Origin of the sequence: Paenibacillus sp. FSL E2-8871 (assembly GCF_038000345.1) — a bacterium.
GTDB lineage: Bacteria > Bacillota > Bacilli > Paenibacillales > Paenibacillaceae > Paenibacillus_AQ.
The window spans coordinates 4666763-4691672 of the sequence record NZ_JBBOBV010000001.1; the positions used below are offsets into that span (position 1 = coordinate 4666763).

At 44.6% G+C, this 24910-nt stretch carries 26 protein-coding genes and 1 riboswitch; of the genes, 24 read left to right on the forward strand and 2 right to left on the reverse strand.

The annotated features are described in order from the left end of the window. Positions 1–25 precede the first annotated feature (25 nt). The 7 genes from NYE25_RS21175 to rsmI all read left to right on the forward strand — a co-directional run bounded on the left by NYE25_RS21175 (position 26) and on the right by rsmI (position 5038). Positions 26–355 (forward strand): cyclic-di-AMP receptor, encoded by a 330-nt coding sequence (locus tag NYE25_RS21175; RefSeq protein ID WP_042183817.1) that lies wholly within the window; start codon positions 26–28, stop codon positions 353–355. A gap of 49 nt (positions 356–404) precedes the next feature. Next, positions 405–848, forward strand: a complete 444-nt coding sequence (locus NYE25_RS21180) for a YaaR family protein (RefSeq protein WP_042183820.1) — start codon at positions 405–407, stop codon at positions 846–848. Between the two features lie 117 nt (positions 849–965). Then, positions 966–1940: a DNA polymerase III subunit delta' gene (gene holB / locus NYE25_RS21185; protein ID WP_341146793.1), complete on the forward strand. Its 975-nt coding sequence runs from the start codon at positions 966–968 to the stop codon at positions 1938–1940. A gap of 139 nt (positions 1941–2079) precedes the next feature. After that, positions 2080–2880, forward strand: coding sequence for a PSP1 domain-containing protein (locus NYE25_RS21190; protein WP_042123087.1), 801 nt, complete (start codon positions 2080–2082; stop codon positions 2878–2880). 31 nt (positions 2881–2911) lie between these two features. Then, entirely contained in the window at positions 2912–3277 is a 366-nt protein-coding gene (gene yabA / locus NYE25_RS21195) for a DNA replication initiation control protein YabA (protein ID WP_042123089.1), read from the forward strand. A gap of 76 nt (positions 3278–3353) precedes the next feature. Next, the gene (locus NYE25_RS21200) at positions 3354–4127 is read left to right on the forward strand and encodes a tRNA1(Val) (adenine(37)-N6)-methyltransferase (protein ID WP_042183822.1); all 774 of its coding nucleotides are present in this window, start codon (positions 3354–3356) and stop codon (positions 4125–4127) included. After that, positions 4124–5038, forward strand: a complete 915-nt coding sequence (rsmI, locus tag NYE25_RS21205) for a 16S rRNA (cytidine(1402)-2'-O)-methyltransferase (protein ID WP_094872031.1) — start codon at positions 4124–4126, stop codon at positions 5036–5038. The genes NYE25_RS21200 and rsmI overlap by 4 nt, the downstream gene beginning before the upstream one ends. A gap of 324 nt (positions 5039–5362) precedes the next feature. Here rsmI and NYE25_RS21210 read toward each other — a convergent pair whose 3' ends face one another. Then, complete coding sequence (locus tag NYE25_RS21210) at positions 5363–5617, reverse strand: AbrB/MazE/SpoVT family DNA-binding domain-containing protein (protein WP_042123095.1); 255 nt, start codon at positions 5615–5617, stop codon at positions 5363–5365. 304 nt (positions 5618–5921) lie between these two features. Between NYE25_RS21210 and NYE25_RS21215 the strand changes: the two genes are divergently transcribed. From NYE25_RS21215 to NYE25_RS21275, 13 genes are all read left to right on the forward strand, one after another. After that, positions 5922–7205 (forward strand): HD domain-containing protein, encoded by a 1284-nt coding sequence (locus NYE25_RS21215; RefSeq protein WP_042183826.1) that lies wholly within the window; start codon positions 5922–5924, stop codon positions 7203–7205. A 111-nt stretch (positions 7206–7316) separates the two neighbouring features. Beyond that, complete coding sequence (locus tag NYE25_RS21220) at positions 7317–8087, forward strand: TatD family hydrolase (protein WP_341146794.1); 771 nt, start codon at positions 7317–7319, stop codon at positions 8085–8087. A 197-nt stretch (positions 8088–8284) separates the two neighbouring features. Next, a riboswitch (cyclic di-AMP (ydaO/yuaA leader) is annotated at positions 8285–8514 on the forward strand. 281 nt (positions 8515–8795) lie between these two features. Further along, a complete protein-coding gene (locus NYE25_RS21225) occupies positions 8796–9959 on the forward strand; it encodes a 3D domain-containing protein (RefSeq protein ID WP_076286881.1) in 1164 nt (387 codons plus the stop codon). 176 nt (positions 9960–10135) lie between these two features. Then, the gene (gene rnmV / locus NYE25_RS21230; RefSeq protein WP_042183831.1) at positions 10136–10687 is read left to right on the forward strand and encodes a ribonuclease M5; all 552 of its coding nucleotides are present in this window, start codon (positions 10136–10138) and stop codon (positions 10685–10687) included. Then, positions 10684–11568, forward strand: coding sequence for a 16S rRNA (adenine(1518)-N(6)/adenine(1519)-N(6))-dimethyltransferase RsmA (gene rsmA / locus NYE25_RS21235; protein WP_341146795.1), 885 nt, complete (start codon positions 10684–10686; stop codon positions 11566–11568). The genes rnmV and rsmA overlap by 4 nt, the downstream gene beginning before the upstream one ends. A gap of 71 nt (positions 11569–11639) precedes the next feature. Beyond that, a complete protein-coding gene (gene yabG / locus NYE25_RS21240; RefSeq protein ID WP_042183835.1) occupies positions 11640–12542 on the forward strand; it encodes a sporulation peptidase YabG in 903 nt (300 codons plus the stop codon). A gap of 411 nt (positions 12543–12953) precedes the next feature. After that, entirely contained in the window at positions 12954–13229 is a 276-nt protein-coding gene (gene veg, locus NYE25_RS21245) for a biofilm formation stimulator Veg (protein WP_019914493.1), read from the forward strand. A gap of 183 nt (positions 13230–13412) precedes the next feature. Further along, positions 13413–13589, forward strand: coding sequence for a small, acid-soluble spore protein, alpha/beta type (locus NYE25_RS21250; protein ID WP_042183837.1), 177 nt, complete (start codon positions 13413–13415; stop codon positions 13587–13589). Between the two features lie 140 nt (positions 13590–13729). Beyond that, positions 13730–14584: a 4-(cytidine 5'-diphospho)-2-C-methyl-D-erythritol kinase gene (ispE, locus tag NYE25_RS21255; protein WP_042183839.1), complete on the forward strand. Its 855-nt coding sequence runs from the start codon at positions 13730–13732 to the stop codon at positions 14582–14584. Positions 14585–14660: 76 nt separating this feature from the next. Continuing rightward, on the forward strand, positions 14661–15488 hold the full coding sequence (gene purR / locus NYE25_RS21260; RefSeq protein ID WP_042183840.1) for a pur operon repressor: 828 nt from the start codon (positions 14661–14663) through the stop codon (positions 15486–15488). A 210-nt stretch (positions 15489–15698) separates the two neighbouring features. Then, positions 15699–15989, forward strand: coding sequence for a septation regulator SpoVG (gene spoVG, locus NYE25_RS21265; RefSeq protein WP_042123119.1), 291 nt, complete (start codon positions 15699–15701; stop codon positions 15987–15989). Between the two features lie 272 nt (positions 15990–16261). After that, positions 16262–17662 (forward strand): bifunctional UDP-N-acetylglucosamine diphosphorylase/glucosamine-1-phosphate N-acetyltransferase GlmU, encoded by a 1401-nt coding sequence (gene glmU / locus NYE25_RS21270; protein WP_042183845.1) that lies wholly within the window; start codon positions 16262–16264, stop codon positions 17660–17662. 87 nt (positions 17663–17749) lie between these two features. Further along, on the forward strand, positions 17750–18703 hold the full coding sequence (locus NYE25_RS21275) for a ribose-phosphate diphosphokinase (protein WP_036678796.1): 954 nt from the start codon (positions 17750–17752) through the stop codon (positions 18701–18703). 139 nt (positions 18704–18842) lie between these two features. Here NYE25_RS21275 and NYE25_RS21280 read toward each other — a convergent pair whose 3' ends face one another. Beyond that, positions 18843–19043, reverse strand: coding sequence for a hypothetical protein (locus tag NYE25_RS21280; protein WP_042183847.1), 201 nt, complete (start codon positions 19041–19043; stop codon positions 18843–18845). A gap of 124 nt (positions 19044–19167) precedes the next feature. Here NYE25_RS21280 and pth point away from each other — a divergent pair, with 124 nt between their 5' ends. The 4 genes from pth to NYE25_RS21300 all read left to right on the forward strand — a co-directional run bounded on the left by pth (position 19168) and on the right by NYE25_RS21300 (position 24729). Then, positions 19168–19728, forward strand: coding sequence for an aminoacyl-tRNA hydrolase (gene pth, locus NYE25_RS21285; protein ID WP_042183849.1), 561 nt, complete (start codon positions 19168–19170; stop codon positions 19726–19728). Between the two features lie 84 nt (positions 19729–19812). Further along, positions 19813–20043 (forward strand): anti-sigma-F factor Fin family protein, encoded by a 231-nt coding sequence (locus NYE25_RS21290; RefSeq protein WP_341126926.1) that lies wholly within the window; start codon positions 19813–19815, stop codon positions 20041–20043. 131 nt (positions 20044–20174) lie between these two features. Beyond that, positions 20175–23699, forward strand: a complete 3525-nt coding sequence (gene mfd / locus NYE25_RS21295) for a transcription-repair coupling factor (protein WP_042123128.1) — start codon at positions 20175–20177, stop codon at positions 23697–23699. Further along, a complete protein-coding gene (locus NYE25_RS21300) occupies positions 23686–24729 on the forward strand; it encodes a peptidylprolyl isomerase (RefSeq protein WP_341050966.1) in 1044 nt (347 codons plus the stop codon). Before mfd ends, NYE25_RS21300 begins: the two co-directional genes overlap by 14 nt. Positions 24730–24910: the final 181 nt, after the last annotated feature.

A 24910-nucleotide genomic window follows, 5' to 3' on the forward strand; every position in this document is an offset into this window, starting at 1 on the left:
AAAAGTATTGGGAGGGAATGCGAAGATGAAGTTGATCATTGCAATTATCCAGGATAAAGACAGTAACCGGTTGTCCAGCGAGCTAGTCAAAGCCAATTTCCGTGCTACTAAACTTGCAAGTACAGGTGGATTTCTACGAGCGGGGAATACGACATTTATGATCGGGGTAGAAGACAGTCAGATTGAATCCGTATTGACCGTAATCCGAAACAGTTGTAAAGTGCGTGAGCAGTTAGTCACTCCGGTAACACCGATGAGTGGAACAACGGATTCGTATTTGCCACTTCCTGTTGAGGTACAAGTGGGTGGAGCTACTGTATTCGTACTTCCTGTAGATCGTTTTGAACATTATTAAGTATAATATAGATTAGCAAGCCATATATAAAAAGGGCGGTAGATAACCTTTGAAGATCAATCCGGGGTATAGGCCCTTGAAGAGTGAGATGCCAAATGCAGAAGGGGCTAACAAACCCGTTCAGCAAAAAACGTTCTCTGATGTTTTTCAGCAGCAAAGTGAGCAGAAAACCAAAGATGAACTGAATCGCCAGATCAAAGAAATACAGTCTCAAGGCGATCGTTTATCTAAGTCTATGACGATTCGTGAGCTTACCATCTACCGGATGATGATCAAAAGATTTCTGGAGGAAACGGCTCGAAGAGGCGTCATTCTGAAGGAAACACGCGGATGGGATCGACGTGGACGTGGCAAGCGTTACAAGCTGCTTGAGGAAATTGATTCGGCTTTGCTATCAATGGCAGATGATTTGCTGAATAGTGAGCAAGGCCGGATCGATCTGTTAGGACGCGTTGGAGAAATCCGTGGGTTGTTAATCAACCTTTCTTTTTAAAATATAAGAAAGTATATGCTTTACACTATACTTTAGCCTTATATTTCTCGATTAAACACTTATCGTCCTTATAAGGACGATAAAGGCGTTTATGGTTGAAAGTTTTGGGAGGAAATTATGCCTTTTCATGATATAGTAGGCCAGGAGAACGCCAAGCGGCTACTCCAAAATGCCTTGCGCAAAGAAGCTGTGAGTCATGCTTATTTATTTACAGGGCCGGCAGGCAGTGGACAAATGAAAACGGCGCTGATGTTTGCCCAAGCTATATTTTGTACCCAGAGCAAGGACGATGCCTGTGGGGAATGCCTGGAGTGCCGCAAAGTAGAGCATGGAAACCACCCTGATTTGTCACTGCTGCAGCCAGATGGAGCAAGTATTAAAATAGATCAAATCCGTGAGCTGCAGCGCGTCTTTTCCTATCGGTCAGAGGGTGTGAATCCGAAAGTTTATATTATAGATGGAGCAGACAAAATGACGGTACAAGCTGCCAATAGTCTGCTGAAATTTCTGGAGGAACCACCAGCTCCGGCTGTTGGAATCTTAATTTGTGATAATAGCCGTTCCTTATTGCCAACAATTCAGTCGCGGACTCAGCGGATTCCATTTAGTCCGTTAAACCCGGATATTATGCTCCAAGCTCTGGCAAGTGAGGGCGTTCCCATACCCTTAGCTCGATGTGCAGTATCACTTAGTTCAGGACTTGATGGTTGCAGGAAACTTTTGGAACAGAATTGGTTTGCAGAAATGAGAAATGTAATGTTACAATTAGCTAAGGAGTCCTTAGGCAAGGGCAGCTCCGCTGTAGCAACTGCTGGGCAGAAGCTGTTCAAGACCGGACTCGCTGAACATTTGGATATCTTCTTCAGCATGTTCCATCTGTGGTTTAAAGATATGCTTTACTTCCTGTATCGTAAGCATGAGAGTATCGTTTTCATAGATCAGTTAGACTTTATTTCCAGGCATGCCCGTGAGCGGAGTGCGGAACAATGGGTGGCTTATATGGGATTTGCTGCAGAGAGCACTAAGAAGCTGCGATCCAATGCCAATGCCCAGTTGTGTCTGGAGCAGTTTTTAATCCGACTGGAAAGTTAAAGGATTAGTTATGATATATCCTCCGGATGTCGCTTTACCTGGAAATATCGTTTTAACAGACGAGGAAGGACAAGCATGGATCATCAGGGAGCGGACATGCCCATAGGTTCCTTTTACCGGCAAACAAGGGGGTTAATTTTTGTACAGCGTAGTAGGTGTCCGTTTTAAAAAAGCGGGTAAAATATATTATTTCGATCCACTTGATTTTCCGATTGAACGGGATCAATATGTTATTGTGGAGACAGCACGTGGGGTTGAATACGGTAAAGTTGTCGTAGGCAAAAAAGAGGTGGAAGAATCCGACGTAGTTTTGCCCCTCAAAAAAGTGATGCGTATTGCCGGAGAAACCGACGCACGCGTAGTTGAAGAGAACAAAGGGGCTGCTAAAGAGGCTTTTACCACCTGTTTAAATAAAATACGCGACCATGGTCTCAAAATGAAGCTCGTCGATGTAGAGTTTACTTTTGACCGTAATAAGATTATATTTTACTTTACGGCCGAAGGACGGGTCGACTTCAGAGAATTGGTTAAAGACCTAGCAAGTATCTTCCGGACCCGCATTGAGCTACGGCAAATTGGGGTGCGTGATGAGGCTAAAATGCTAGGTGGACTTGGACCTTGTGGGCGAGTACTTTGTTGTTCATCTTGGTTAGGGGATTTTGAACCCGTATCCATTAAAATGGCGAAGGATCAGAACCTGTCACTTAATCCGACGAAGATTTCAGGACTTTGTGGACGTCTGATGTGTTGTTTGAAATTTGAGCATGACAATTATGAGAGTGTAAAGGAAGAAATGCCAGCGGTCGGCAAGATTGTCGTGACCTCATTGGGTGATGGCAAAGTAGTAGGACTTAATGCCGGAAGCCGTACGGTTCATGTACAGTTGTTTGAAGTGGGCAAAGTTAAGGAACTTCCAATGGATGATGTTGTCGTCAAGTAAACCATTATAAGGTTACTTTCGGGGTGGAAACTTGGAGAAGAAAAATATATTTGCACACATGCAGGATATGGAAGCACAGATGGAAACGATGCGCGCCAATCTTGGAGAATGGAAACAGACGGTAAAAGAACTGATGGAAGCTAATCAGAGGTTAACTCTGGAGAATGAACAGCTTCGCAAAATTTTAAAGCGGGATGCACCTTTGGATCCTACCGTAGATTCTGCGGAGGCGGAAGCTCTTTTAGCTGCCGGAGAGGGAACAGAAGAGGTTGTCGGGGAAGGTTATGACAACTTGGCCCGGCTTTACCATGAAGGCTTTCACATCTGTAATGTTTATTTTGGACATTTACGCACGGAAGGTGATTGTCTGTTCTGTCTTTCTTTTCTTAATAAATGAGGATATCCAGCCGTAGGAGATTGATCCTACGGTTTTTTTTGAATTTAGCTCAACAAAACATTTAGGAGATTACTACATGACAAATTCTTTTAACGATATATCTGTTCCTTTGTTGCCGACGGAGCGGGTGGATGATTTATTAACGCATGACTTGCGAATTATTCAAAGTGACGAAGTATTTAGCTTTTCTATGGATGCTGTACTGCTTGCGCGTTTCGCCAGCGTTCCGCCTCGTGGGAGAGTCCTGGATCTTTGTACTGGAAATGGTGTAATTCCTATTTTGATGACGACCCGAACTAAAGCTTCTATAGAAGGGATTGAAATTCAACCCCGTTTAGCGGATATGGCTCGGCGTAGCGTGGCTCTAAATGGGCTACAGGATCAGGTTGTGATCCATGAAGGCGATTTACGTGAGTTATATAAAGTTGCAGGGCATGGCGTATATGATGCAATAACAGTCAATCCTCCTTATATGCCGCTTAACGGCAGTGACCTCAAGCTGAACACTCATCAGGCCATGGCTCGTCATGAAATCGGGTGTACGCTGGAGGAGGTCATTCAAGCCTGTGTGAGACTGGTTCGCACCGGTGGAAAGGTAAGTATGGTTCACAAGCCACAACGATTGGTCGATATTATTAGTCTTATGAGAAAATATAGGCTCGAGCCTAAGATTATTCGCTTTGTACATCCACGTGCGCATCTGGAAGCTAATATGGTATTAATTGAAGCGATACGTGATGGTAAGCCGGAGGTTCGTTTACATCCACCACTCATTGTATATAATGAGGACAATCAATACTGTCCAGAAATTATGGACATCTACTATGGTGCTAAAGAGGGTAAATCATGACGATATCATGCCAAAGCAGTTTTCAGAACAATAACAATACACATAAGCAGGAATCAACCGGTTCACTCTTTTTGGTGGCAACACCCATCGGTAATTTAGAGGATATGACTTATCGTGCTGTCCGCACATTGCAGGAATGCGATATTATTGCAGCTGAGGATACAAGACAAACTCGGAAATTGTTGAGCCATTTTGAAATTACACCCTCTATGTTGTTCAGTTATCATGAGCATAATAAGGCTGCCAGTGGACCTGAACTTATCCGCTATATAATAGAAGGAAAAAATTTGGCACTCGTCAGCGATGCCGGTTTACCAGCCATTTCCGACCCTGGTGCAGACCTTGTAGCCCTTGCCATAAGTCACGGTATACCAGTAATTCCTATACCCGGAGCTAACGCAGCTTTGTCAGCATTAATTGCCTCCGGTCTGCCTACGACTACTTTCACTTTTATCGGCTTCTTACCTCGAGAACGTAAAGATATCCGTGCGGTATTAAGTCCACTTCGTTCGGCGCAAGGGACTATACTGTTCTACGAATCTCCACATCGCGTGGTGAAGACACTGGCTCATCTCCATGAAGCATTTGGTAATCGGCGAATTGTGCTTGCTCGTGAACTGACGAAGAGATATGAGGAGTTTCTACGTGGGACGATCGAGGAATGTACGGATTGGCTCGCTGAACATCCACCGCTTGGTGAGTATGTTATCGTCGTTGAAGGCGAGAGCAAGGAAGATGCTGAAATGGCGGAATCGGCTTGGTGGCGCCAGTTAAGTATTGAAGAACATGTTGCTCATTACGAAGCAGCAGATATGCCGCGTAAAGAAGCTATGAAAAAAGCAGCCTCTGATCGTGGTGTGTCAAAGCGAGATATTTATAACGCACTTCTGGATAAAGCGGAGCAGCAGTAAGTGTCATTGACGGATTCTAATTCTAAGAGGTTAACCAGGTGCGGAGGGGTATTACGAAGCTGACGAGATTCTAGCCTGAAGGTGGTTCCCAAAAGGAAGCCCAAGATAGACCAGATCATGGTAAAACTCGTTTTACTTCATGCTCTCACCGCATTACCCATCATTATTAGGTGTCATGGGGGAGTAAATCCTTATAGACACCTTTTGGGGCGGGAAACACAGGTGATTGCAGAAAAAAAATACCTCCCGCGGTCACGGGAGGTCAAGGAGATATGAAAAGGTTAGAATTAACAATTTGATTAGTTCTATTATATACTATTTATTTTAGTTTGTCACAGGGGTAGGGATAGTAGAAATGCATTCATGACAAACTATTTTTCCTTTGAAGTAAGTTACGTTCTCAGCGTTGCCGCAGAAAATGCAGGCAGGCTCATATTTCTTAAGCATAATGCGCTCACCATCAACGTAAATTTCAAGTGCATCTTTTTCACCAATGCCAAGAGTACGGCGCAATTCAATGGGAATAACTACCCGTCCAAGTTCGTCTACTTTTCTTACAATTCCTGTTGATTTCATCATAACAATCGTTACTCCTCTCAATGTTCCAAAAACGTCATTATTCGACATTGTTCACTGTTTTATGATATTTATAATACCAACGATTCCCAAAACAGTCAACCTTTTTTCATCTGTTAAATAAGTGCTTTTTCACGAAAACTTTGAATTCCCTATAACAATCACGAATTCTAAAAAAAGTGAAAAAATAAACTTTGTCGATTTACCAAGACTAAAAACGTCACTATTCGACAAAGTACGACATAATTACTTATTATATACTTATATTGGTTAAAATCATATTAAATTTAATAAAGGAGTTGATCTCATGAAGCAGCCGCTCACAGAAGAAAAGGTTTTCAAAGATCCGGTTCACAATTATATCCACGTGCAGGATACTATTATTTGGCGACTAATAAATACAAAGGAATTTCAGCGTTTACGCCGAATTCGCCAGCTGGGTACCTCGTATCTCACTTTTCATGGCGCAGAGCATAGTCGGTTTTCTCATTCCCTAGGGGTTTACGAAATTACACGTAGAATTATTTCGCAATTTGAACGAAGCGGGTATAAGGATTGGATTCCTGAAGAAAGTCTGCTCACCTTGTGTGCGGCCTTGCTGCATGATCTGGGACACGGTCCATTTTCCCATTCTATAGAAGAAGCTTTTGAAATGAATCATGAGGATTGGACTTGTCGAATTATTCTGGAGGACACAGAGATTACTGAGATCTTGCGTGATGTGGAGGAGGATTTTCCTCGTAAAGTAGCCTCTGTAATCGCTAAAACTTATGAGCATGAAATTGTTGTAAATCTGGTTTCCAGTCCGCTAGATGCCGATCGCATGGATTATTTGCTGCGTGATGCGTACTATACAGGTGTAAACTATGGGACGATCGACATTGATCGGATTTTAAGAATGCTGCGTCCTTATAATGGTCGAATTGTTGTAAAAGAATCGGGAATGCATGCCATTGAAGATTATTTAATGTCGCGTTATCAAATGTACTGGCAAGTCTATTTTCATCCGGTGACACGTAGCTCAGAGATTATTTTGCGACAAATTTTCCGTAGAGCCAAGGAGCTTTTCCAAGAGGGGTACAATTTTAGTTTCATGATTAATCCGCTGGAGGATTTGTTCCGTGGTGAGGTGACAGTGAAGCAATATTTAATGCTAGATGAAGCACTGGTACAGACGGCTTTTATGCAGTGGACGCTTGAGAAAGATGAGCTCCTAAGTGACTTGTGTACCCGTTTTATTCATCGTAAACTGTATAAATATGTAGAGGTGGAGAATCTCGATACAGATATGATTACTGAAATTCGCAGCAGTTTTGCGGCAGCCGGACTTCACCCAGAATATGATTTGGAGATTGATTTTCCGACAGATCTGCCCTATGATGTGTTCCGTCCGGGAGAAGCTTTTGACAATAAACAAATTCTGCTGCTTGATCGGCATGATCATCTGCGGGAAATTTCAGAGGTGTCGGATATTGTGCGTTCTATTAGCGGCATTCACCGTGGAAGATATCATCTTTATTTTCCTCAGGATAAGTTGAGAAATGCGCTTACGCGATTGCCTGCTTCTATTGCAGAGATTTTTGCAAAATAATACAAGAAAATATGGGATTTATGACAAGAAGAGTAGAAATATAAGATATAACGGATAGCGTGAAACTTATATTGTCTTATATCTAAAAAAGAACAAGGAGTGAGGGTTAAAATGTTTCTGTTTGACACACATACGCATCTGGATGCACCTCAATTCGACGAGGATCGCGAAGAAGTTATCGCTCGTGCTGTAGAAGCAGGAGTTAGCAAGATGATTAATATCGGATTTAATCGGGAGACGATTCCCTCAACGATGAAGCTGGCGGAATCTTATGATTATATTTATGCGGCAGTGGGTTGGCATCCTCAGGATGCGATTGATATGAAAGAAGGAGATCTCGATTGGATCGCTTCTCTATGCAGTCATAAAAAAGTAGTGGCTATTGGTGAAATCGGACTGGATTATTACTGGGATACTTCTCCCAAGGATGTGCAACAAGAAGTTTTTCGCAAGCAAATTGGACTAGCCCGTGAACTAAATATGCCGATTTGTATTCATGATCGTGATGCCCATGAGGATATTGTACGGATTTTACGGGAGGAAAAAGCAAATGAGGTTGGAGGCGTGATGCACTCGTTCTCAGGAAGCTGGGAAACAGCTAAAATGTGCTTGAATCTTGGTTTTCATTTATCCTTTGGAGGACCCATTACGTTCAAAAATGCAAGAGTGCCAAAAGAAGTGCTTGCGCAGACCCCACTAGACCGATTATTGATCGAAACCGATGCTCCATATTTGACTCCACACCCCTTCCGCGGGAAGCGAAATGAGAGCGCTCATGTGAAGCTTGTAGCAGAGGCAGCAGCTGAAATTAAAGGGTTAACATGGGAAGAATTGGCTAAAATAACGTATGCGAACGCACTGGAACGATTTGGGATTGAGTGAAAACGGGAGCAAAACAGGCGAAAAATAGAGAATGGCCGATATATTAAACTTTTTTAATATAAAAACGGCTGAATATTACAATATTTTAACCATATTTTTGCGTAAACGTGGTTGAATCGTCCTTTACAACATGCATCAAAACAGGATATCATCTTTTCAGTGATGTGAGCTGTGTTATAGTGACAGCCATTGATTCATGGATCGTCTCGCTGAGTCTCCGTATGGAGAACGGGGGAACCAATATTGACCTGCCGCATGCCTGTATTTTAAATACGGTTTAGACGTGCCGTAGGACAGTATTTGATTTCTTCACGTGGTCTTTGGGGTGAATTTAAGGGCAACCGCCATGAGCGGGTGACCTGAAATAGGGCGTCTCTCTTTCGTCCGAACCCGACAGCTAACCCCGTAAGCGCAAGTAAGAGAGGCAACCTCGTGCACAAGCATTCTCTATTCTGATATTGGAGAAGCCACGAAAGAGTCCTCAGTTGAACTCTTTTTAGGCTTTTTTATTTTTGAATAAATAGAATGTTGCCCACATACTGTTATATAACAGGGGTGGGAGTAGCTGTGCCGAGCAGGCGATCCATGAGCAGGAGACGCTAAGTTATTACGTGCGTGTCCTGTGACAATCTCAAATAGTTTCGTCAAAGGAATTCAGTCCTCATGATATACAATTGACGACGGGGCTATGTAAGGAGGATGGAGAGAATGGGCGTATTCCAACCAGAAGTATCCCATGATTCGCAGTCATCCAGCAGGTCTTTCGCATTACGGTGGGAGCAAGTAAATACTCGCGTACTTTTACTTGCAGGCGTGATTTCAGTCGCTATCGCGCTACTTATTCTGCTGTACGTACACGGTCAAAGTAACAAACAATTATTTTTAGTAATAGACGGGCAAACACAGACGCTTGAAACGCGAGAAGCGCTTCTTGGTGATGTGTTGGAGAAAGAGCAAATTTCGCTGCAGCCGCATGATGAACTATCTTTAGGACTGAGTGATGAAATAAAAGACGGTGACCGTGTCGTTATCAATCGTGCGCAGAAAATTAGTCTTACTGCGGATGGAGCAACAAAAACGTTATATACGACCGAAGACACAATTGGTAAAGCAATTGAGAAAATGGGCATTACCCTAGAAGGTCATGATAAGATTTTCCCTTCGTTAGACACCACCATTTCTGCAAACATGGAGGTTAAGATTGTTCGCATCAACAAACAGACTGTACAGCGATCAACTAACTTACCCTTCAGAGTCATCAAGACAGCAGACCCCTCCCTTACTGTGGGAACAGTTAGAGTGGCACAGGCAGGCAAACCAGGCGTCATGATTCAGCATATTGAAAAGATCTACCAAGACGGAGAACTGGCCTCTATGCGCATGATTGGTAAGGAAGTACAAACGGTAACGAAAGATAAGATTATTGCCGTTGGTACCAAAGCACTTCCTAAGCCGGCTGTAGCTAAGACTACAACAACTTCCAAATCAAACACCACTTCAAAAACGGCTAAGGTTAGCGCCAAGACTAATAACGTCACTAGCAAGGCTGGCGTAGACTTTGAGTACAAGAAGATGATTAAGAACGTCTCCATGACAGCTTATTCATCAGAAGAGCCAGGTATTGGTACCAAAACTGCCTCCGGAACACGCGTAACGGAAGGTCGTACAATTGCGGTAGACCCGAATGTAATCCCTATTGGCTGGTGGGTATATATCGAGGGGCTTGGATTCCGCCGAGCAGAAGATACTGGCGGTGCCATTAAAGGCAATAAAGTAGATGTCTATTACGATTCACTGAGCCATGTCCGTAATTTCGGTCGTAAATCGCGCACCGTTTATGTGATTGGACCTGTGAAGCCGGAGTTAAACTAGGCTGAAGCTTTTGCAAATTATTCTTTGATAAGCTATAGTGATGATAACCGTTAAGGAACGCCAGATGATCATTTCGTTGATCGCAGAGCAACCGCTCATCACTTATACATTCTTTAACCAAAAGAAGAGGAGCGAAACCTCTTCTTTTTTGCTTTTTTTGGAAGGAGTCAAGAGATATGATTAAGGAATTAATTGTCGTTGAAGGTAAGAGTGATACCGTCGCTGTTAAACGCGCTGTAGAAGCAGATACGATCGAAACAGGGGGCTCGGCTGTAGACCGGACCGTAATTGCGAAGATCGCGCTTGCTATGGAGCGTAGAGGAGTGATTATCCTTACTGACCCGGATCACGCGGGTGAACGAATTCGTAAGATTGTGTCCGCAAAGGTTCCGGGCTGTAAGCATGCCTTCATTCCGGAGAAGGACGCAACCCGCAAGGGAGATATTGGTGTGGAGAACGCTTCTCCAGAGGCGATTCGTCATGCGCTGCGGAATGTACATACCTCTTTTGAAGGTGCACCTGCTTTAATTGGACTTGATGATCTAATGGCCGCTGGAATGCTTGTACATCCTCGGGCAGCTGAAAGACGTATGGCACTTGGTAATTTGCTTGGAATCGGATATTGTAATGGCAAGCAGCTGTACAAGCGGCTGGCGATGTTTGGAATTACGCGGGAGGAATTTGCCGGAGCTCTCGCCCAAATTGATCAGGGGGGCATTACTTCATGAGTGGTAGAGAGCAAATTTCGACTCCAAAACGGACGAAAGAAATTATTCAACGTTATGGATTCAAGTTCAAGAAGAGCTTAGGACAGAATTTTTTGATTGATCAAAATATATTGGACAAGATTGTTGACGCTGCTGGGCTAGATAGTGAATCAGGGGCATTGGAAATCGGTCCTGGGATTGGTGCCCTGACGGAGCGTTTGGCGCTAACCGCCGGTGCGGTGACTGCTGTGGAGATCGACCGTAGGCTGATTCCTATTTTAAGGGACGTACTTTCCCCTTATCCGCATGTAAAGGTTCGTAATGATGATGTTCTGAATGTAAATCTGCAGGAGCTGTTCAAAGAAGATTTTGCATCCGTGAACAAGGTAAGCGTAGTTGCCAATCTGCCGTATTATGTAACTACTCCGATTCTGATGAAGCTGCTCGAAGAGAAGCTTCCGCTTGATAACATCGTTGTAATGATTCAGAAAGAGGTTGCGGAGCGTATGGCTGCTTCTCCGGGAGGAAAGGAATATGGGAGCCTTAGCATTGCCGTGCAGTACTACAGCGAGCCTGAGCTCGTCTGCATTGTGCCGCGTACGGTGTTCATTCCTCAACCTAATGTGGAGTCCGCTGTAATCCGTCTAAAGGTAAGAGAGCGTCCACCGGTAGAAGTTGAGAGTGAGAAGCACTTCTTTGAGGTAGTCCAAGCTTCTTTCACACAGCGTCGCAAGACGATTGCTAACAATCTCAAAGCTCGTTACTTCCCTGAAGAGGGACGTGAGCGTCTGGAGGCTTTACTCGCAGAAGCTGGTATTGAACCAACACGTCGTGGAGAAACGTTAAGTCTAGAAGAATACGCCCGATTGAGCGGTGTTCTGTTAGCTGCTGGAATTGAATAAGCTAAAAACATAGCTAGTTATGAACCAACTGAGGCCTTTGCCCATACGATGGGGTAGAGGTGGTGGTTGTAATGAATTTAGGAGACTTGGTCGTTCGTAAATCTTATGGCGGAGATTTGACTTTTCGTGTAGATCATATTGTGCAGGACAGAGCCGTCATTAAAGGCACAGATTTCCGTCTGTTGGCGGATTCTCCTCTGAATGACTTGGTTCAAGTGCCTCCTACCCGAATTACGGAACGAGGACAGCAGGCACAGATTAAAGCGAATGAATCACTGACACAGCTGCGGAAAGACCGACAGGAGCAAAGTCAGCGGAGCGGGAGCGCTCTATCAGAAGGAGCATGGGCTCCATCGCCCAAGGAAGCTGCTTATTTTGAAGTACCGGGGAAAGTACTGCATCTGGATGGCGATCCAGCGTATTTGAATAAGAGCCTTAGCTTATACGAGCAATTGCGGATCCCTGCTGAAGGTCATCATGTTCATGAGTCCGCAATGGCTGACACTTTATACCGGCTGCTGCCCCGCGTGCGTCCAGATATTGTGGTGATTACCGGTCATGACGGGGTGCTGAAGCAACAGCATACTTACGATCTTCACAGTCTGAGCAGCTATAAAAATTCGCAAAACTTCGTAGCTGCTATTAGGGTAGCTAGGGATTATGAGCGAAATTTTGATGCGTTGACGATTGTTGCAGGTGCTTGTCAGTCACATTTTGAGGCACTGCTGGGGGCAGGGGCCAACTTCGCCAGTTCTCCTGGACGGATATTGATCCATGCCTTAGACCCAGTTTATGTAGCGGCAAAATCGTCGTTCACGCCCATTAGGGATACGGTGAATCTGAGTGAGGTTTTGAACAACACCATTAGTGGTAATCAGGGAATCGGCGGTATTGAGACCCGTGGCAGCTTCCGTATTGGGATGCCGCGTCTGCAGAACCTGTCAGCACTAAAAGTGACACCTTCCGCAATTTAATCGACAGGTACTGGTCTATTTTCAAAGCTAATAGGTAATTTGGAGTGGCCGAATAGAGTAACGCGAAGAAAGGGTGAGCGATGAGCTTAACCCTTTTTTTATATAAGAAAGTATAAGTTTCACGCTATACATTATCCTTATATTTCCCGCATAAACGCTAACCGTCCTTATAGGGACGCCAAAGGCAATTATGCTTGTGTGAAATGGTAGTTATCTTTAAAGATCGACAATGTTATTTTTCTTGCTTTGTGGTAAACCTATTACAGATAACAAGGCTATTAGTTCGCCTCTGATTCTCCGCAAAAAAATTCCGTTGACAACCAAATATTCATCATCTATAATTATTTATTTGCTTTGACAAACACCTGGGGAAGTTGTATAATGGACAAGAAAAGAGGTGGTCGTCAGGCAATGGCTAATAACGCGCTGTTGGAAATCAAACGCAGTCTCGAAGCTCACGTCGGTCATAAGATCACGTTGCGTGCAAACGGAGGTCGTCGTAAAACCGTAGAACGCACCGGTGTCCTGGAAGAAACGTACCCTTCTGTATTTATTGTCAAACTGGATCAGGAGCAGCAAACATTCAAGCGAGTCTCCTATAGCTATGCCGATATCCTTACTGAATCTGTGGAAATCACAGTATGTGAAGACGATGGGCAGATGCGGATTATGTATATTAAAGCTTAATGTTTCACGGGCAGCTTCCTTTGGAGGCTGTTTTTTATTTGTATCAGAAACGGTTGTCCTTCATAAAGGACGACTGTTTCTTTTTTTTGGCGGTTAATATTCGGTGAATGATCCTTGTTCTAAGCAAGCATACTAATTGAGCAATCGGTTTATCATTTTCTTTCATAAGGGAGGAATTCCGTAATGAGCCGCAGAAAACGAGGCATGATGTCGGAAGAACTAAAGACAGAGTTAGCCAAGGAGCTTGGTTTTTACGAAACTGTGGAACGTGAAGGCTGGGGAGGAATACGGGCGAAGGATGCAGGTAATATGGTAAAAAGAGCGATTCAGCTCGCTGAAGAGGCTGCCCGGAAATCTTAATCTTTAGCGTGTGAACAATTATTTAACGAAAAAGGGTGCGTCGAACTGGCGACACCCTTTTATTATTGGACTTCATTAGAAGTTTTTCATATAATATGTTAAGTTGTTTTTACGGGAAAAGCTGAAGGTGGGTGAACGCCTTGAAAATGTATGAGAAGGCACCAGCTAAAATTAATTTGATGCTGGATGTGCTGCACAAGCGTGCTGACGGTTTTCATGAGGTGGAAATGATTATGACCATGGTAGATCTAGCAGACCGTTTAGAGCTGTCTGAGCTGCCAAGGGATACTATTATAATATCAAGTCAAGCGGGTTATATTCCCCTAGATGAGAAGAACCTGGCCTTTCAAGCGGCTAGGCTTATTAAAGAGCGTTATAACGTGAAGAGTGGTGTACATATCCATCTGGATAAAAGAATACCGGTGGCAGCTGGCCTGGCTGGCGGCAGCAGTGATGCAGCGGCTACCCTACGTGGTCTGAACCGACTGTGGCGCCTAGGTATACCTGCGCAGGAGCTGCAGGAGCTTGGCGCTGAGCTTGGCTCAGATGTGCCTTTCTGCGTTACAGGTGGCACTGCCTTGGCAACAGGTCGTGGCGAGAAGCTGACGCCGATTAAGAACCCTCCGCAATGCTGGGTAGTATTGGCTAAGCCACCTATCAATGTATCGACTGCGGAAGTATACGGACGTGTGCGGAGCAATAATATAGCTGTTCATCCTTCGGCTCGAAAGATGCAGGACGCGATCGAAGCTGGAGATTTTGGGGGCGTGTGTAATCATCTGGGCAATGTGCTTGAGGATGTTACCCTAAAGCTGCATCCAGAGGTCCAGCAGCTCAAAGAGGCGATGGTTAAGCTCGGAGCAGACGGAGTGTTAATGTCCGGCAGCGGTCCTACAGTGTTCGGTTTAGTGTCCAAGCAGTCTAAAGTAGCAAGAATTTATAATGGACTGCGAGGGTTCTGCAAGGAAGTCTATGCAGTGAGATCACTCAATTAGTATGCTTCTCTTGTGTAAACCCGTACAAAAGTGATATATTTTTCATAAAATATTCGGTTTTGGCGAGGAGCATTCCGTGAAGAAATTAAAAAGAAGCCAACGTTTGGTAGACATGACTCAGTTTTTACTTGAGCGGCCACATGACCTACTGCCGCTGTCTATATTTGCCGATCGGTATGGAGCGGCTAAGTCCTCCATCAGTGAAGATTTGGCGATCATAAAAGAAGTATTTGAAGGTGAGGGCATTGGAGAGCTTCAGACCTTAGCCGGTGCAGCAGGTGGAGTACGTTATATTCCTGTGATGCCTAAAGAAATGGCGCTCTCTTTTGTTAAACGTTTATGTGTGCAGCTGGAACAGACAGATCGGATATTGCCTGGTGGTTATTTGTATATGTCGGACCTGCTTGGACTGCCATCTTTGATGGAGCAAGCAGGGAAAATCATCGCAACGGCCTTTTATGGATCGGAAATCGATGTGGTGATGACAGTAGAAACTAAAGGGATTCCGCTAGCCTATGCAACGGCAGCACAGCTCGGCTTGCCAGTAGTGCTGGTACGACGTGATCATCAGGTTACAGAAGGCTCAGCAGTAAGCATTAATTATGTATCCGGATCACATAAGAGCATACACACCATGTCTCTTTCTAGACGAGCACTCAAGGAGAAATCACGGGTACTCATTGTAGATGACTTCATGAAGGCAGGCGGAACCGTTCGAGGGATGGTTGATTTACTCGGTGAGTTCAATGCCGAAGTTGCTGGAGTGGGTGTGTTGGTCGAATCAGGCGCAGTAGAGACGGAAGAGCGTTTGTTGCATGACTATGTTTCTTTAGTGAAACTAAGCGAGGTAGACTCGAAAGAGCGGCGGATTTCCGCGCATCCGGGTAACTACTTTTCCTCTTGATAGATTGGCGTTTCTTTGTTTTCAAAAAGCGTGGAAATTGTCGAAAACGTAAGGGATATTAAGAAAATCACCCGATGCGTGTCGAAAACAACAGATCCTAAAAAATATATTTCTTTTTTAGGTATTTTATGGAATCAAAAAGAAGGAATTCGCTTTGCTGTGTGGAATTATACACCAAGTCTCTGATGGAAAAAGGTGGTGAACACACACATGCAAATTACGGATGTCAGACTCCGCCGCGTTAACTCTGAGGGGAGAATGAAAGCAATCGCATCCATTACAATCGATAACGAGTTTGTTGTTCATGACATTCGCGTCATCGATGGTAATAACGGGATGTTTGTTGCAATGCCCAGCAAGCGTACACCGGATGGCGAATTCCGCGATATCGCTCACCCGATCTCTTCGGGAACACGCGAGAAGATTCAATCCGCGGTTCTGGCCGAGTACGATCGCGCCGCTACTGAAGAAGAAGAAGAAGTTATTGAAGAGGGAGCTTAGGCTGCCTCGGAAGACGGCTACCTTTTGGGTGGCGTAGGATCCGCCGTTTTTGATAAGATCATACCGAATATACTTCATGACTTAAGCAGCTTGATCTTGCAAGAAAAGCTAGCGCTAGTGAAGGATTTGACGACATCTTCGAAAGGCAGCGATAAATGCTTTTCTAACATGGGGTTTATAGAAAAGAGAACCATGACTTCATGGTTCTCTTTTCTTTTTGCCCGGAATGAGATATATTCAGTAGTGAGTTCAAGAGTAGGAGGTTGGCATTCTTGAAAAGAATGGCTGTAGTTCTTGCCGCAGGTCAAGGCAAGCGAATGAAATCTAAATTATATAAGGTGCTGCACCCCGTTTGCGGTAAGCCAATGGTAGGGCACGTGCTTGATACAGTAGAAGCGACCGGATGCCAGCGCACCGTTGTTGTTGTTGGGCATGGCGCAGAGAAGGTTAAGGCCTATGTAGGGCAAAGTGCGGAATACGTGCTGCAGGAAACTCAGCTCGGTACTGGTCACGCTGTCAAACAAGCTAAGGATTTGCTCGGTGGTGAAGAAGGAACGACGATTGTTGCTTATGGTGACACTCCGCTTATTACATCGGAGACGCTGATAGGATTGATGGCTCTGCATGAGGAGCGTCAGGCGGCAGCGACTGTATTAACCGCAGTAATGGATGATCCATCTGGATTAGGACGGATTATACGTAGTGAAGATGGCGGCTTAATGAAGATCGTAGAACAGAAAGATTGTAATGCCGAACAGGCAGCTATTCATGAAATCAACACAGGAATTTATTGCTTTGATAACATCAAGTTATTTTCGGCTTTAGAGAAGGTTACTAACAGCAATAATCAACAGGAATATTATTTGACAGATGTTATCAGTATTCTGCGTGAGCAAGGTGATCTTGTTCTAGCATTCCAGACTGAGGATGCTAACGAGTCTATTGGTGTTAATGACCGTTTAGCTTTATCTGATGCGGAAGGTATTATGCGTCAACGTATCAACCGCAAACATATGCTGGGTGGCGTAACCATAATCGATCCTGCCTCCACATATATCGGAGCAGATGTAGTCATTGGGTCAGATACAACGATCTATCCAGGAACCATCTTGAAGGGTAAAACTGTAATCGGTGAGAACTGTGTGATCGGACCGGCAAGTGAAATCGAAGATTGTCAGATCATGGACGACGCGACGATTAAGCAGTCCGTATTGAATCAAGCACAAGTTGGCGCACGGACTACCGTTGGGCCTTTTGCCTATTTGCGTCCAGGTTCTATACTTGGAGAAGAAGTGAAGGTTGGAGATTTCGTCGAGATCAAGAATGCTACGATTGGTGACGGTTCTAAGGTGTCGCATCTTAGCTATATTGGCGACGCATCTGTGGGTAAGAATGTAAACGTCGGTTGCGGTGCGATTACTGTTAACTACGACGGGTATAATAAATTTACGACAACAATTGAAGACGATGCCTTTATCGGCAGTAACGTTAACCTTATTGCACCGGTTTCTGTGGGCAAGGGGGCTTTTGTTGTAGCTGGTTCGACAATTACGCGTTCCGTTTCAGAGAACGATCTGGCTGTTGCCAGAGTGCGGCAGGAGAATAAACCGGGATATGCAGAGAAGATCCGTTCCCGTGCAAAAGCGAAGAAAGACCACTCGAGTCCATCGTAAAGCGTTGCTAAGAAGCGCCGGACGGACTTATATTTCCGCGCCGGCGCCTTTGGAAAGCTAAATTCCGTCACGGAGGGTTTAAATTTTATGACTTATTGTGATTCCAAATTAAAGATTTTCACCTGTAACTCCAACCCAAAGCTTGCTAGTCAAATCGCTGATTACATCGGAATTCCGATGGGTGAATCGCATACTACAAGTTTTAGCGATGGAGAAATTCAGGTCAAGCTGTCAGAGAGCGTTCGGGGTTGTCATGTGTATATTGTTCAATCCACCTGCGGCCCGGTTAATGACAACCTAATGGAGCTTTTAGTTATGGTGGATGCACTCAAACGCGCCTCCGCAAAAAGCATCAATGTGGTTATCCCTTACTATGGTTACGCTCGTCAAGATCGGAAAGCTCGTTCCCGTGACCCTATTACGGCCAAGCTGGTAGCAAATTTGATTGAAAAAGCCGGCGCCCACCGTGTAATTACGATGGACCTCCATGCTATGCAGATTCAGGGATTCTTTGATATTCCAGTGGATCACTTGCTGGGAGTTCCCATCCTGGCTCAGTATTTCCGTTCCAAACAAATCGAGAACCCAGTTGTCGTTTCGCCAGATCACGGCGGTGTAGTACGTGCAAGAAAGCTTGCTGATTTCCTGAACGCTCCGCTTGCAATTATAGACAAGCGTCGTCCAGAGCCGAATGTCAGCGAAGTCATGAACATTATCGGTAATATTGAAGGTAAAACAGCCATTCTGATCGATGATATTATCGATACTGCTGGAACCATTGTACTTGGTGCTAATGCTTTGATGGAAGGCGGCGTGAAGGAAGTATACGCTTGCTGTACACACCCAGTATTGTCTGGTCCTGCACATGAACGTCTGGAGAATTCTCCAATTAAAGAGATTATCGTGACAGATACGATTCCAATTCGCAGCGCGAACCCAACTTCTAAACTCAAAGTGTTGTCCGTGGCTCCACTTATGGGTGAGGCAATTATCCGCGTTCATGAAGAGCTGTCGATTAGTAAATTGTTTGAGATTGAATAAATATAATCAATGAATTGCGAGAAATATAAGGATAATGTATAGCGTGAAACTTATACATTCTTATATTTTACAAAAGGGTTACACCTCCGTTCTCGGAGATGTAACCCTTATCGGCGTGATGCAGGTAGAAGCGCTGGCTTCAATACCCGGCGCGGGAGACGAAGGTGAATATGCTGCGGTTATAGAGTGTCCCTTGCAGCTCCACGAATCCTTCGTCCACTGCTGTCAATACACCAATGTCAATGTGCACGTCGCCTCTGTATATTTCCACAGGCACAGCATATTGGATATGGTACTGAAAATCGCGCTGATGTGTTAAGATTCCACTTTGATGTAGCATAGGTTATCACCTGTCTTCGGAGTATAATTTCGCTCTGGTTGCACAGAGATATGTAGATAAGATCTATTGTACCAAAAACGGACTTCTCTTGCCGGAGAGCCCGATGGAAAGGAAAGGTTCGATAATGAAATGGATTGTCGGATTGGGAAATCCGGGAACACAATATGCGAAAACAAGGCATAATGTTGGTTTTATGGCATTGGATGAGCTTGCGGCTCAGAACGGGATTTCCTTCAACCAAAGCAAATGTAAATCCGTGATCGGTGAAGGGGTTATCGGGGGAGTCAAAACCGTATTGATTAAACCGATGACCTTTATGAATTTGTCCGGTGAGGCCGTTCGCGCTTATATGGATTATTACAAAGTTAAACTAGAAGATATGATCGTCGTCTACGATGATCTGGATACCGAAATCGGAAAAATTCGCTTGCGTTATCAAGGTAGTGCTGGTGGGCATAACGGAATTAAATCGATCATTCAGCATGTAGGTACACAAAGCTTTAATCGGGTACGCATGGGTATTTCTCGCCCTGAACCGGGTTTTGCAATAGTGGATTATGTTCTCTCTTCTTTTCCTAAAAAGGAAGGCGATCCTCTGAAGCAGATGATCCTTAATACTTGTGATGCACTGGAGTTCAGCTTACAGAATTCATTCGAACAGACGATGGCTAAATTCAATGGTTGATCTGTAAACTCTGTTGGTTATGAGGCTAAAGATGATGCTCCCCGGACATACTGAAGGTATATAGTACCTTCAGGAGGCATATAGATGGCAATAAACTATGTATGTAGGCACTGCAAGACATCTCTAGGCAGCATTAATAGAAGTGATGTTACAGAAATGCAGTTGGGCCTTCATTCCTTGACCCCTGCGGAGCGCAGAGATATAATAGCGTATAATTCAGAAGGTGAGATCACGGTAAAGGTGACTTGCGACTATTGCAAGGAGGCTTTAGAGTATAATCCGGAGCTTAGCCTGCTGACGAGTCCGCTTCAGTAGGTGATAGCGCCTGTCTCTATCGTCATCCGCAAGCCTTGGCGTTACAGCTGAGGCTTCTTTTCGATTCCAATCATAATAGGTGACGGTGGCTTTGACTTCCGTTAGCCTGTTTAGTAAGAGAGGTGCGCCTGTTGTTACAAGGTATTATAGAAGCTTTTTCCAAGGATCCCGATTTCCAGTCTATCACCCAGGGTGTAGCTGCAGGTATGAAAGAGCAGCTCATATCGGGGCTTACAGGTTCAGCTAGACAGATCATGCTTGCAGCACTGCATGAAGAGACAGCTCGTCCCTTGCTTGTGGTGACTCATAATATGTTTTCGGCTCAGAAAATGGCCGATGATTTACAGGAAGCGCTTTCCCCGGAACGAGTTCTGCTCTATCCTGCTAATGAACTTGTGGCTGCGGAAGCGGCTGTCTCAAGTCCAGAGACATTAGCCCAGCGTATTGATGTACTGACCAAATGTGCTCAGGGCTTCCGTGGTATTGTTGTAGTTCCCTACTCGGGAGTGCGCAGACTGCTCCCTGCACCAGAGGTTATGGCAGAGGCACAGGTTACGGTTTCTCAGGATGGAACGCTTGCTCTGGATGAATTCTTGATGTCCATGATCGAAATGGGTTATGAAAGAGTAGAGCGGGTTGAGAATCGCGGTGAACTGAGTGTAAGAGGCGGAATTATTGATTTTTATCCAATGACTTCTCCTTTGGCATATCGTGTTGAGTTATTTGATGATGAGGTTGATTCCATCAGAACTTTTGATCCAGTCGATCAGCGTTCTATTGATAAAGTACGAAGTGTGAAGATTACACCGGCTAAAGAGATTATAGCGAGCAGGTTTCGCCAGGAATCTGCTTCTGCTGAAGCATCTGTTATGCTGGAACGACAGCTCGAGAAAATGGCGGACCGGCAGGCTAAGTTGCGTCTAAAAGAAGAAATTGGACGCGAGCTAGAAATGCTGCGCGAAGGAACCTATTTTCCTGAAATCTATAAATATATCAGTCTTTTATACCCTGAACGCTCTCATTTATTTGATTACATGGCCCAGGATACGATTCTTATTCTCGATGAGCCGACAAGACTGCTTGAAACGGCGAAACAGCTCGAAAGAGATGAATCGGAATGGAACCTCCATCTGATGCAAAACGGCAAAACATTGCCGGATCTGGATCTCTCTGTCGAGACAGATGTTGTGATGTACAAACGTCCGTTCCAAAGCCTGTTTATGTCGATCTTTTTGCGCCAGGTCCCACACATTCAACCACAGAACATTCTTGGGTTTATTAGTCGTGGGATGCAGGATTTCCATGGTCAGATGAATGTGCTTAAATCGGAAATGGAGCGTTGGCAGAAGTCTGGTGTAAAGGTAATGATGCTTGCGAGCAGTGAAGAACGGATTGAACGTGTGCGCAGAGTCCTTTATGACTACGGCATTGATGAGCCAACGATCGTACAAGGAAACCTGGGTTCAGGCTTTGAGCTGCCTTCTATTCATTTAGCCGTTATCACTGAAGGAGAGATGTTCTCTCAGAAGCAGCGGAAGGCACGGAAGATCTCCAAAGGGATAGATAATGCTGAACGGATCAAGAGTTATACTGAGCTGAAAATTGGTGATTATGTTGTTCACCAGAACCATGGTATCGGTAAGTATATGGGGATCGGCACGCTGGAGGTCAGCGGTATTCATCGCGACTATATGCATATTTTATATGCGGGTGGCGATAAGCTCTCGGTTCCGATTGAGCAAATTGACTTGATTCAGAAATATGTCGGTTCAGAAGATAAAGAGCCGAAAGTATATAAATTAGGCGGTAATGAATGGACGCGGGTGACCAATAAGGTCCGCTCTTCCGTTCAGGATATTGCTGATGATCTAATCAAACTGTACGCTGAACGCCAAAGTGCAGCAGGGTATGGTTTTGAGAAGGACACACAGGAACAGCGTGAATTTGAAGAAATGTTCCCTTACGAGGAGACTCGGGATCAGCTTCGAGCGATTGAAGAGATTAAGAAGGATATGGAACAGAATCGTCCAATGGATCGGCTCCTTTGTGGAGACGTTGGATATGGTAAGACGGAAGTAGCTATACGAGCAGCCTTTAAATCAGCGATTGAAGGTAAACAGGTGGCTGTGCTGGTACCGACAACGATTCTAGCTCAGCAGCATTATGAGACCTTCCGGGAACGCTTCGCAAATTATCCGCTAAATATTCAAGTCCTAAGTCGTTTCCGCAGCCGTAAGGAGCAGAATGAGACGATTAAAGGTGTTCGGGCAGGAACGGTTGACGTGGTTATTGGTACCCACCGTTTGTTGTCTCAGGACCTTGTATTTAAGGACTTAGGTTTATTGATCGTGGATGAGGAACAGCGATTTGGCGTGACTCATAAAGAGAAGCTGAAGAAGTTAAAAACGAATGTAGATGTTCTTACCCTGACAGCAACTCCAATTCCTCGTACATTGCATATGTCGATGCTGGGAGTGCGTGATTTGTCTGTCATTGAGACGCCGCCGGAGAACCGTTTCCCCGTGCAGACTTATGTTGTTGAGCATAGTCAGACGCTTACGCGGGAAGCTGTAGAGCGTGAATTGGCTCGTGGCGGTCAAGTCTACTATCTCTATAATCGTGTGCAGGGCATTCAAGAAATGGCCGCTCAAATTTCTATGCTTGTTCCTGAGGCTCGGGTAGGCATCGGACATGGCCAAATGTCGGAAGCGGAGCTGGAGAAGACGATCCTTGATTTTCTTGATGGAGAGTACGATGTGCTGGTCAGCACAAGTATTATTGAGACGGGTGTAGATATTCCTAACGTAAATACACTTATTGTGCATGATGCGGATAAGATGGGTTTGTCTCAGCTCTATCAATTACGTGGACGTGTAGGCCGGTCCAACCGGATTGCGTACGCCTATTTTACCTACCAGCGGGACAAGGTTCTGACTGAAGTGGCAGAGAAGCGGCTGCAATCTATTAAGGAATTTACGGAACTGGGTTCTGGTTTCAAAATAGCGATGCGGGATTTATCTATTCGTGGTGCCGGTAACTTACTTGGTGCAGAACAGCATGGTTTTATTGCATCCGTAGGATTTGATCTATACTCACAAATGCTGGCGGAGGAGATCCGCAAGCGTAAGGTTACTGTGCTTGGAGAGGAAGATACCTCGCTCAAAGAGGGCAATACCGTCATTGATTTGTCGATTGACGCATATCTGCCATCCGAGTATATTTACGACAGTATTCAGAAAATTGAAATCTACAAAAAAGTTGCGGCAGTAACATCCTTCGATGATGCTTCTGAGCTTGAGGATGAGCTCTTGGATCGGTTCGGAGAATTGCCTGAAGCAGTTGTTAATCTATTAACTGTAGCTCGTCTGAAAGTGTATGGAAAAATGTATGGCATTGATTCCATGATCAGACGTGGTGATGATGTTACCCTGAATTTCTATGAGGGAAGTCTTGGTGCTCTGGATACGGCGAAACTCGCCAAAGTTGGAAATAGCTTCGAAAGACGTGTACAATTCGATAGAGATGCTAAAGCCAGTATCCGAGTAAAGTCGAAAGACTTAAGTGATAAACAGCTGCTTGACTTGCTTGAACAGTTTCTTAAGGAAGCTAAACAGTCTTTTAAATCGAAGGGAGAACTACACAATGTCGTTAAATAAAAAAAAATCATGGAAAGTACTGCTCGTTTCATTGGTAGCAGCGGTTTCCTTTTCTATGCTAGCAGCATGCGGTAGTAGTGCTGATGATAGCAAGGCAGTTGCGACTTATAAAGGTGGAACAATCACAGAGAAGGAATTTGCTATGGATCAAAAAATCATGAAATTCCTCTCCCCACAGCAAGCGCAATATTTAGAGATTGAGGCGTTTAAGGAGTCTATTTTGAAGCAGGAAGTGGGCTTTGAATATTTGGCTTCCAAAGCAACGGATGAAGCGAAGAAGCAGGCGAAGAAAGAGGCTGATAGCCAAATCGCTGACTTGAAGAAAACTCTGGGCGACACTTATAAGAAAACACTTAAAGACGCTGACGTTACAGAGGGCGATATCCATAGTTATATGGAGCGTGTGCTGACGGTTTATCAGGATATGCTGCTTAAAGTGACAGATGATCAGGTTGTCAAAGAATTTGAAGCTACAAAAGGTGACTTTACGGTAGCGACTTTGCGCCATGTGCTAATCGGTCTGACCGATGCTAACAACAAAGAGCGCACTAGTGAAGAAGCACTGAAAATCGCGAAGGAAGTTAAGGCAAAGCTGGACGGCGGAGCTGATTTTGCAGCAATCGCTAAGGAATACACTGACGATACAGCCTCTAAGGAAACAGGCGGAGAATATAAAGATAAAGCTGTAGGAACGTATGTAGACGAGTTTAAGAAGGCTGCTCAAACCTTGCCTTTGAATACCATTAGTGATCCTGTAGAGACTTCTTATGGTTACCACATCATCAAGGTGGAGTCCCGTACCGACAAAACCTTTGATCAGTTAACGGATGAACAAAAAGAAGGCATTAAGAGCTCCATTGTATCCAAGAACCTAGAAGCGTTCATGGAGAAAGATCTGGAAGGCATTATTGAGAGCATCAATCTGCCGAAGAGCTCTGCTGCCGCAGATGAATCCGGAACAAAAAATAGCGGAACAGAAGCCACTACTGCGCCAAGCGCATCCCCAAGTGCTACAAAAGCTGCTGAATAAACATCAGTAAAAATGGACAAGCTTACCTTAGAAAAGCCATCCTCACTTAATGTGAAGATGGCTTTTTATTTCGAAGAAACATCTTCAGAACGGCCTTTATCTTGATGCAGATATTAATACATGTCAGCTTATGTATAAGGATCTGGGAAGAGATGAATACTATGGTCAGATATTACGATAA

Bases quoted from the DNA above. Each gene is read 5' to 3' on its own strand.
- veg (WP_019914493.1), top strand. From the start codon at position 12,954: ATGGCTAATAACGCGCTGTTGGAAATCAAACGCAGTCTCGAAGCTCAC.
- NYE25_RS21290 (WP_341126926.1), top strand. From the start codon at position 19,813: ATGGCAATAAACTATGTATGTAGGCACTGCAAGACATCTCTAGGCAGC.
- rsmA (WP_341146795.1), top strand. From the start codon at position 10,684: ATGAGTGGTAGAGAGCAAATTTCGACTCCAAAACGGACGAAAGAAATT.
- NYE25_RS21220 (WP_341146794.1), top strand. From the start codon at position 7,317: ATGTTTCTGTTTGACACACATACGCATCTGGATGCACCTCAATTCGAC.
- NYE25_RS21280 (WP_042183847.1), bottom strand. From the start codon at position 19,043: ATGCTACATCAAAGTGGAATCTTAACACATCAGCGCGATTTTCAGTAC.
- NYE25_RS21215 (WP_042183826.1), top strand. From the start codon at position 5,922: ATGAAGCAGCCGCTCACAGAAGAAAAGGTTTTCAAAGATCCGGTTCAC.
- NYE25_RS21300 (WP_341050966.1), top strand. From the start codon at position 23,686: ATGTCGTTAAATAAAAAAAAATCATGGAAAGTACTGCTCGTTTCATTG.
- NYE25_RS21200 (WP_042183822.1), top strand. From the start codon at position 3,354: ATGACAAATTCTTTTAACGATATATCTGTTCCTTTGTTGCCGACGGAG.
- holB (WP_341146793.1), top strand. From the start codon at position 966: ATGCCTTTTCATGATATAGTAGGCCAGGAGAACGCCAAGCGGCTACTC.
- pth (WP_042183849.1), top strand. From the start codon at position 19,168: ATGAAATGGATTGTCGGATTGGGAAATCCGGGAACACAATATGCGAAA.
- yabG (WP_042183835.1), top strand. From the start codon at position 11,640: ATGAATTTAGGAGACTTGGTCGTTCGTAAATCTTATGGCGGAGATTTG.
- NYE25_RS21210 (WP_042123095.1), bottom strand. From the start codon at position 5,617: ATGATGAAATCAACAGGAATTGTAAGAAAAGTAGACGAACTTGGACGG.
- NYE25_RS21175 (WP_042183817.1), top strand. From the start codon at position 26: ATGAAGTTGATCATTGCAATTATCCAGGATAAAGACAGTAACCGGTTG.
- rsmI (WP_094872031.1), top strand. From the start codon at position 4,124: ATGACGATATCATGCCAAAGCAGTTTTCAGAACAATAACAATACACAT.
- spoVG (WP_042123119.1), top strand. From the start codon at position 15,699: ATGCAAATTACGGATGTCAGACTCCGCCGCGTTAACTCTGAGGGGAGA.
- NYE25_RS21250 (WP_042183837.1), top strand. From the start codon at position 13,413: ATGAGCCGCAGAAAACGAGGCATGATGTCGGAAGAACTAAAGACAGAG.
- NYE25_RS21275 (WP_036678796.1), top strand. From the start codon at position 17,750: ATGACTTATTGTGATTCCAAATTAAAGATTTTCACCTGTAACTCCAAC.
- NYE25_RS21225 (WP_076286881.1), top strand. From the start codon at position 8,796: ATGGGCGTATTCCAACCAGAAGTATCCCATGATTCGCAGTCATCCAGC.
- rnmV (WP_042183831.1), top strand. From the start codon at position 10,136: ATGATTAAGGAATTAATTGTCGTTGAAGGTAAGAGTGATACCGTCGCT.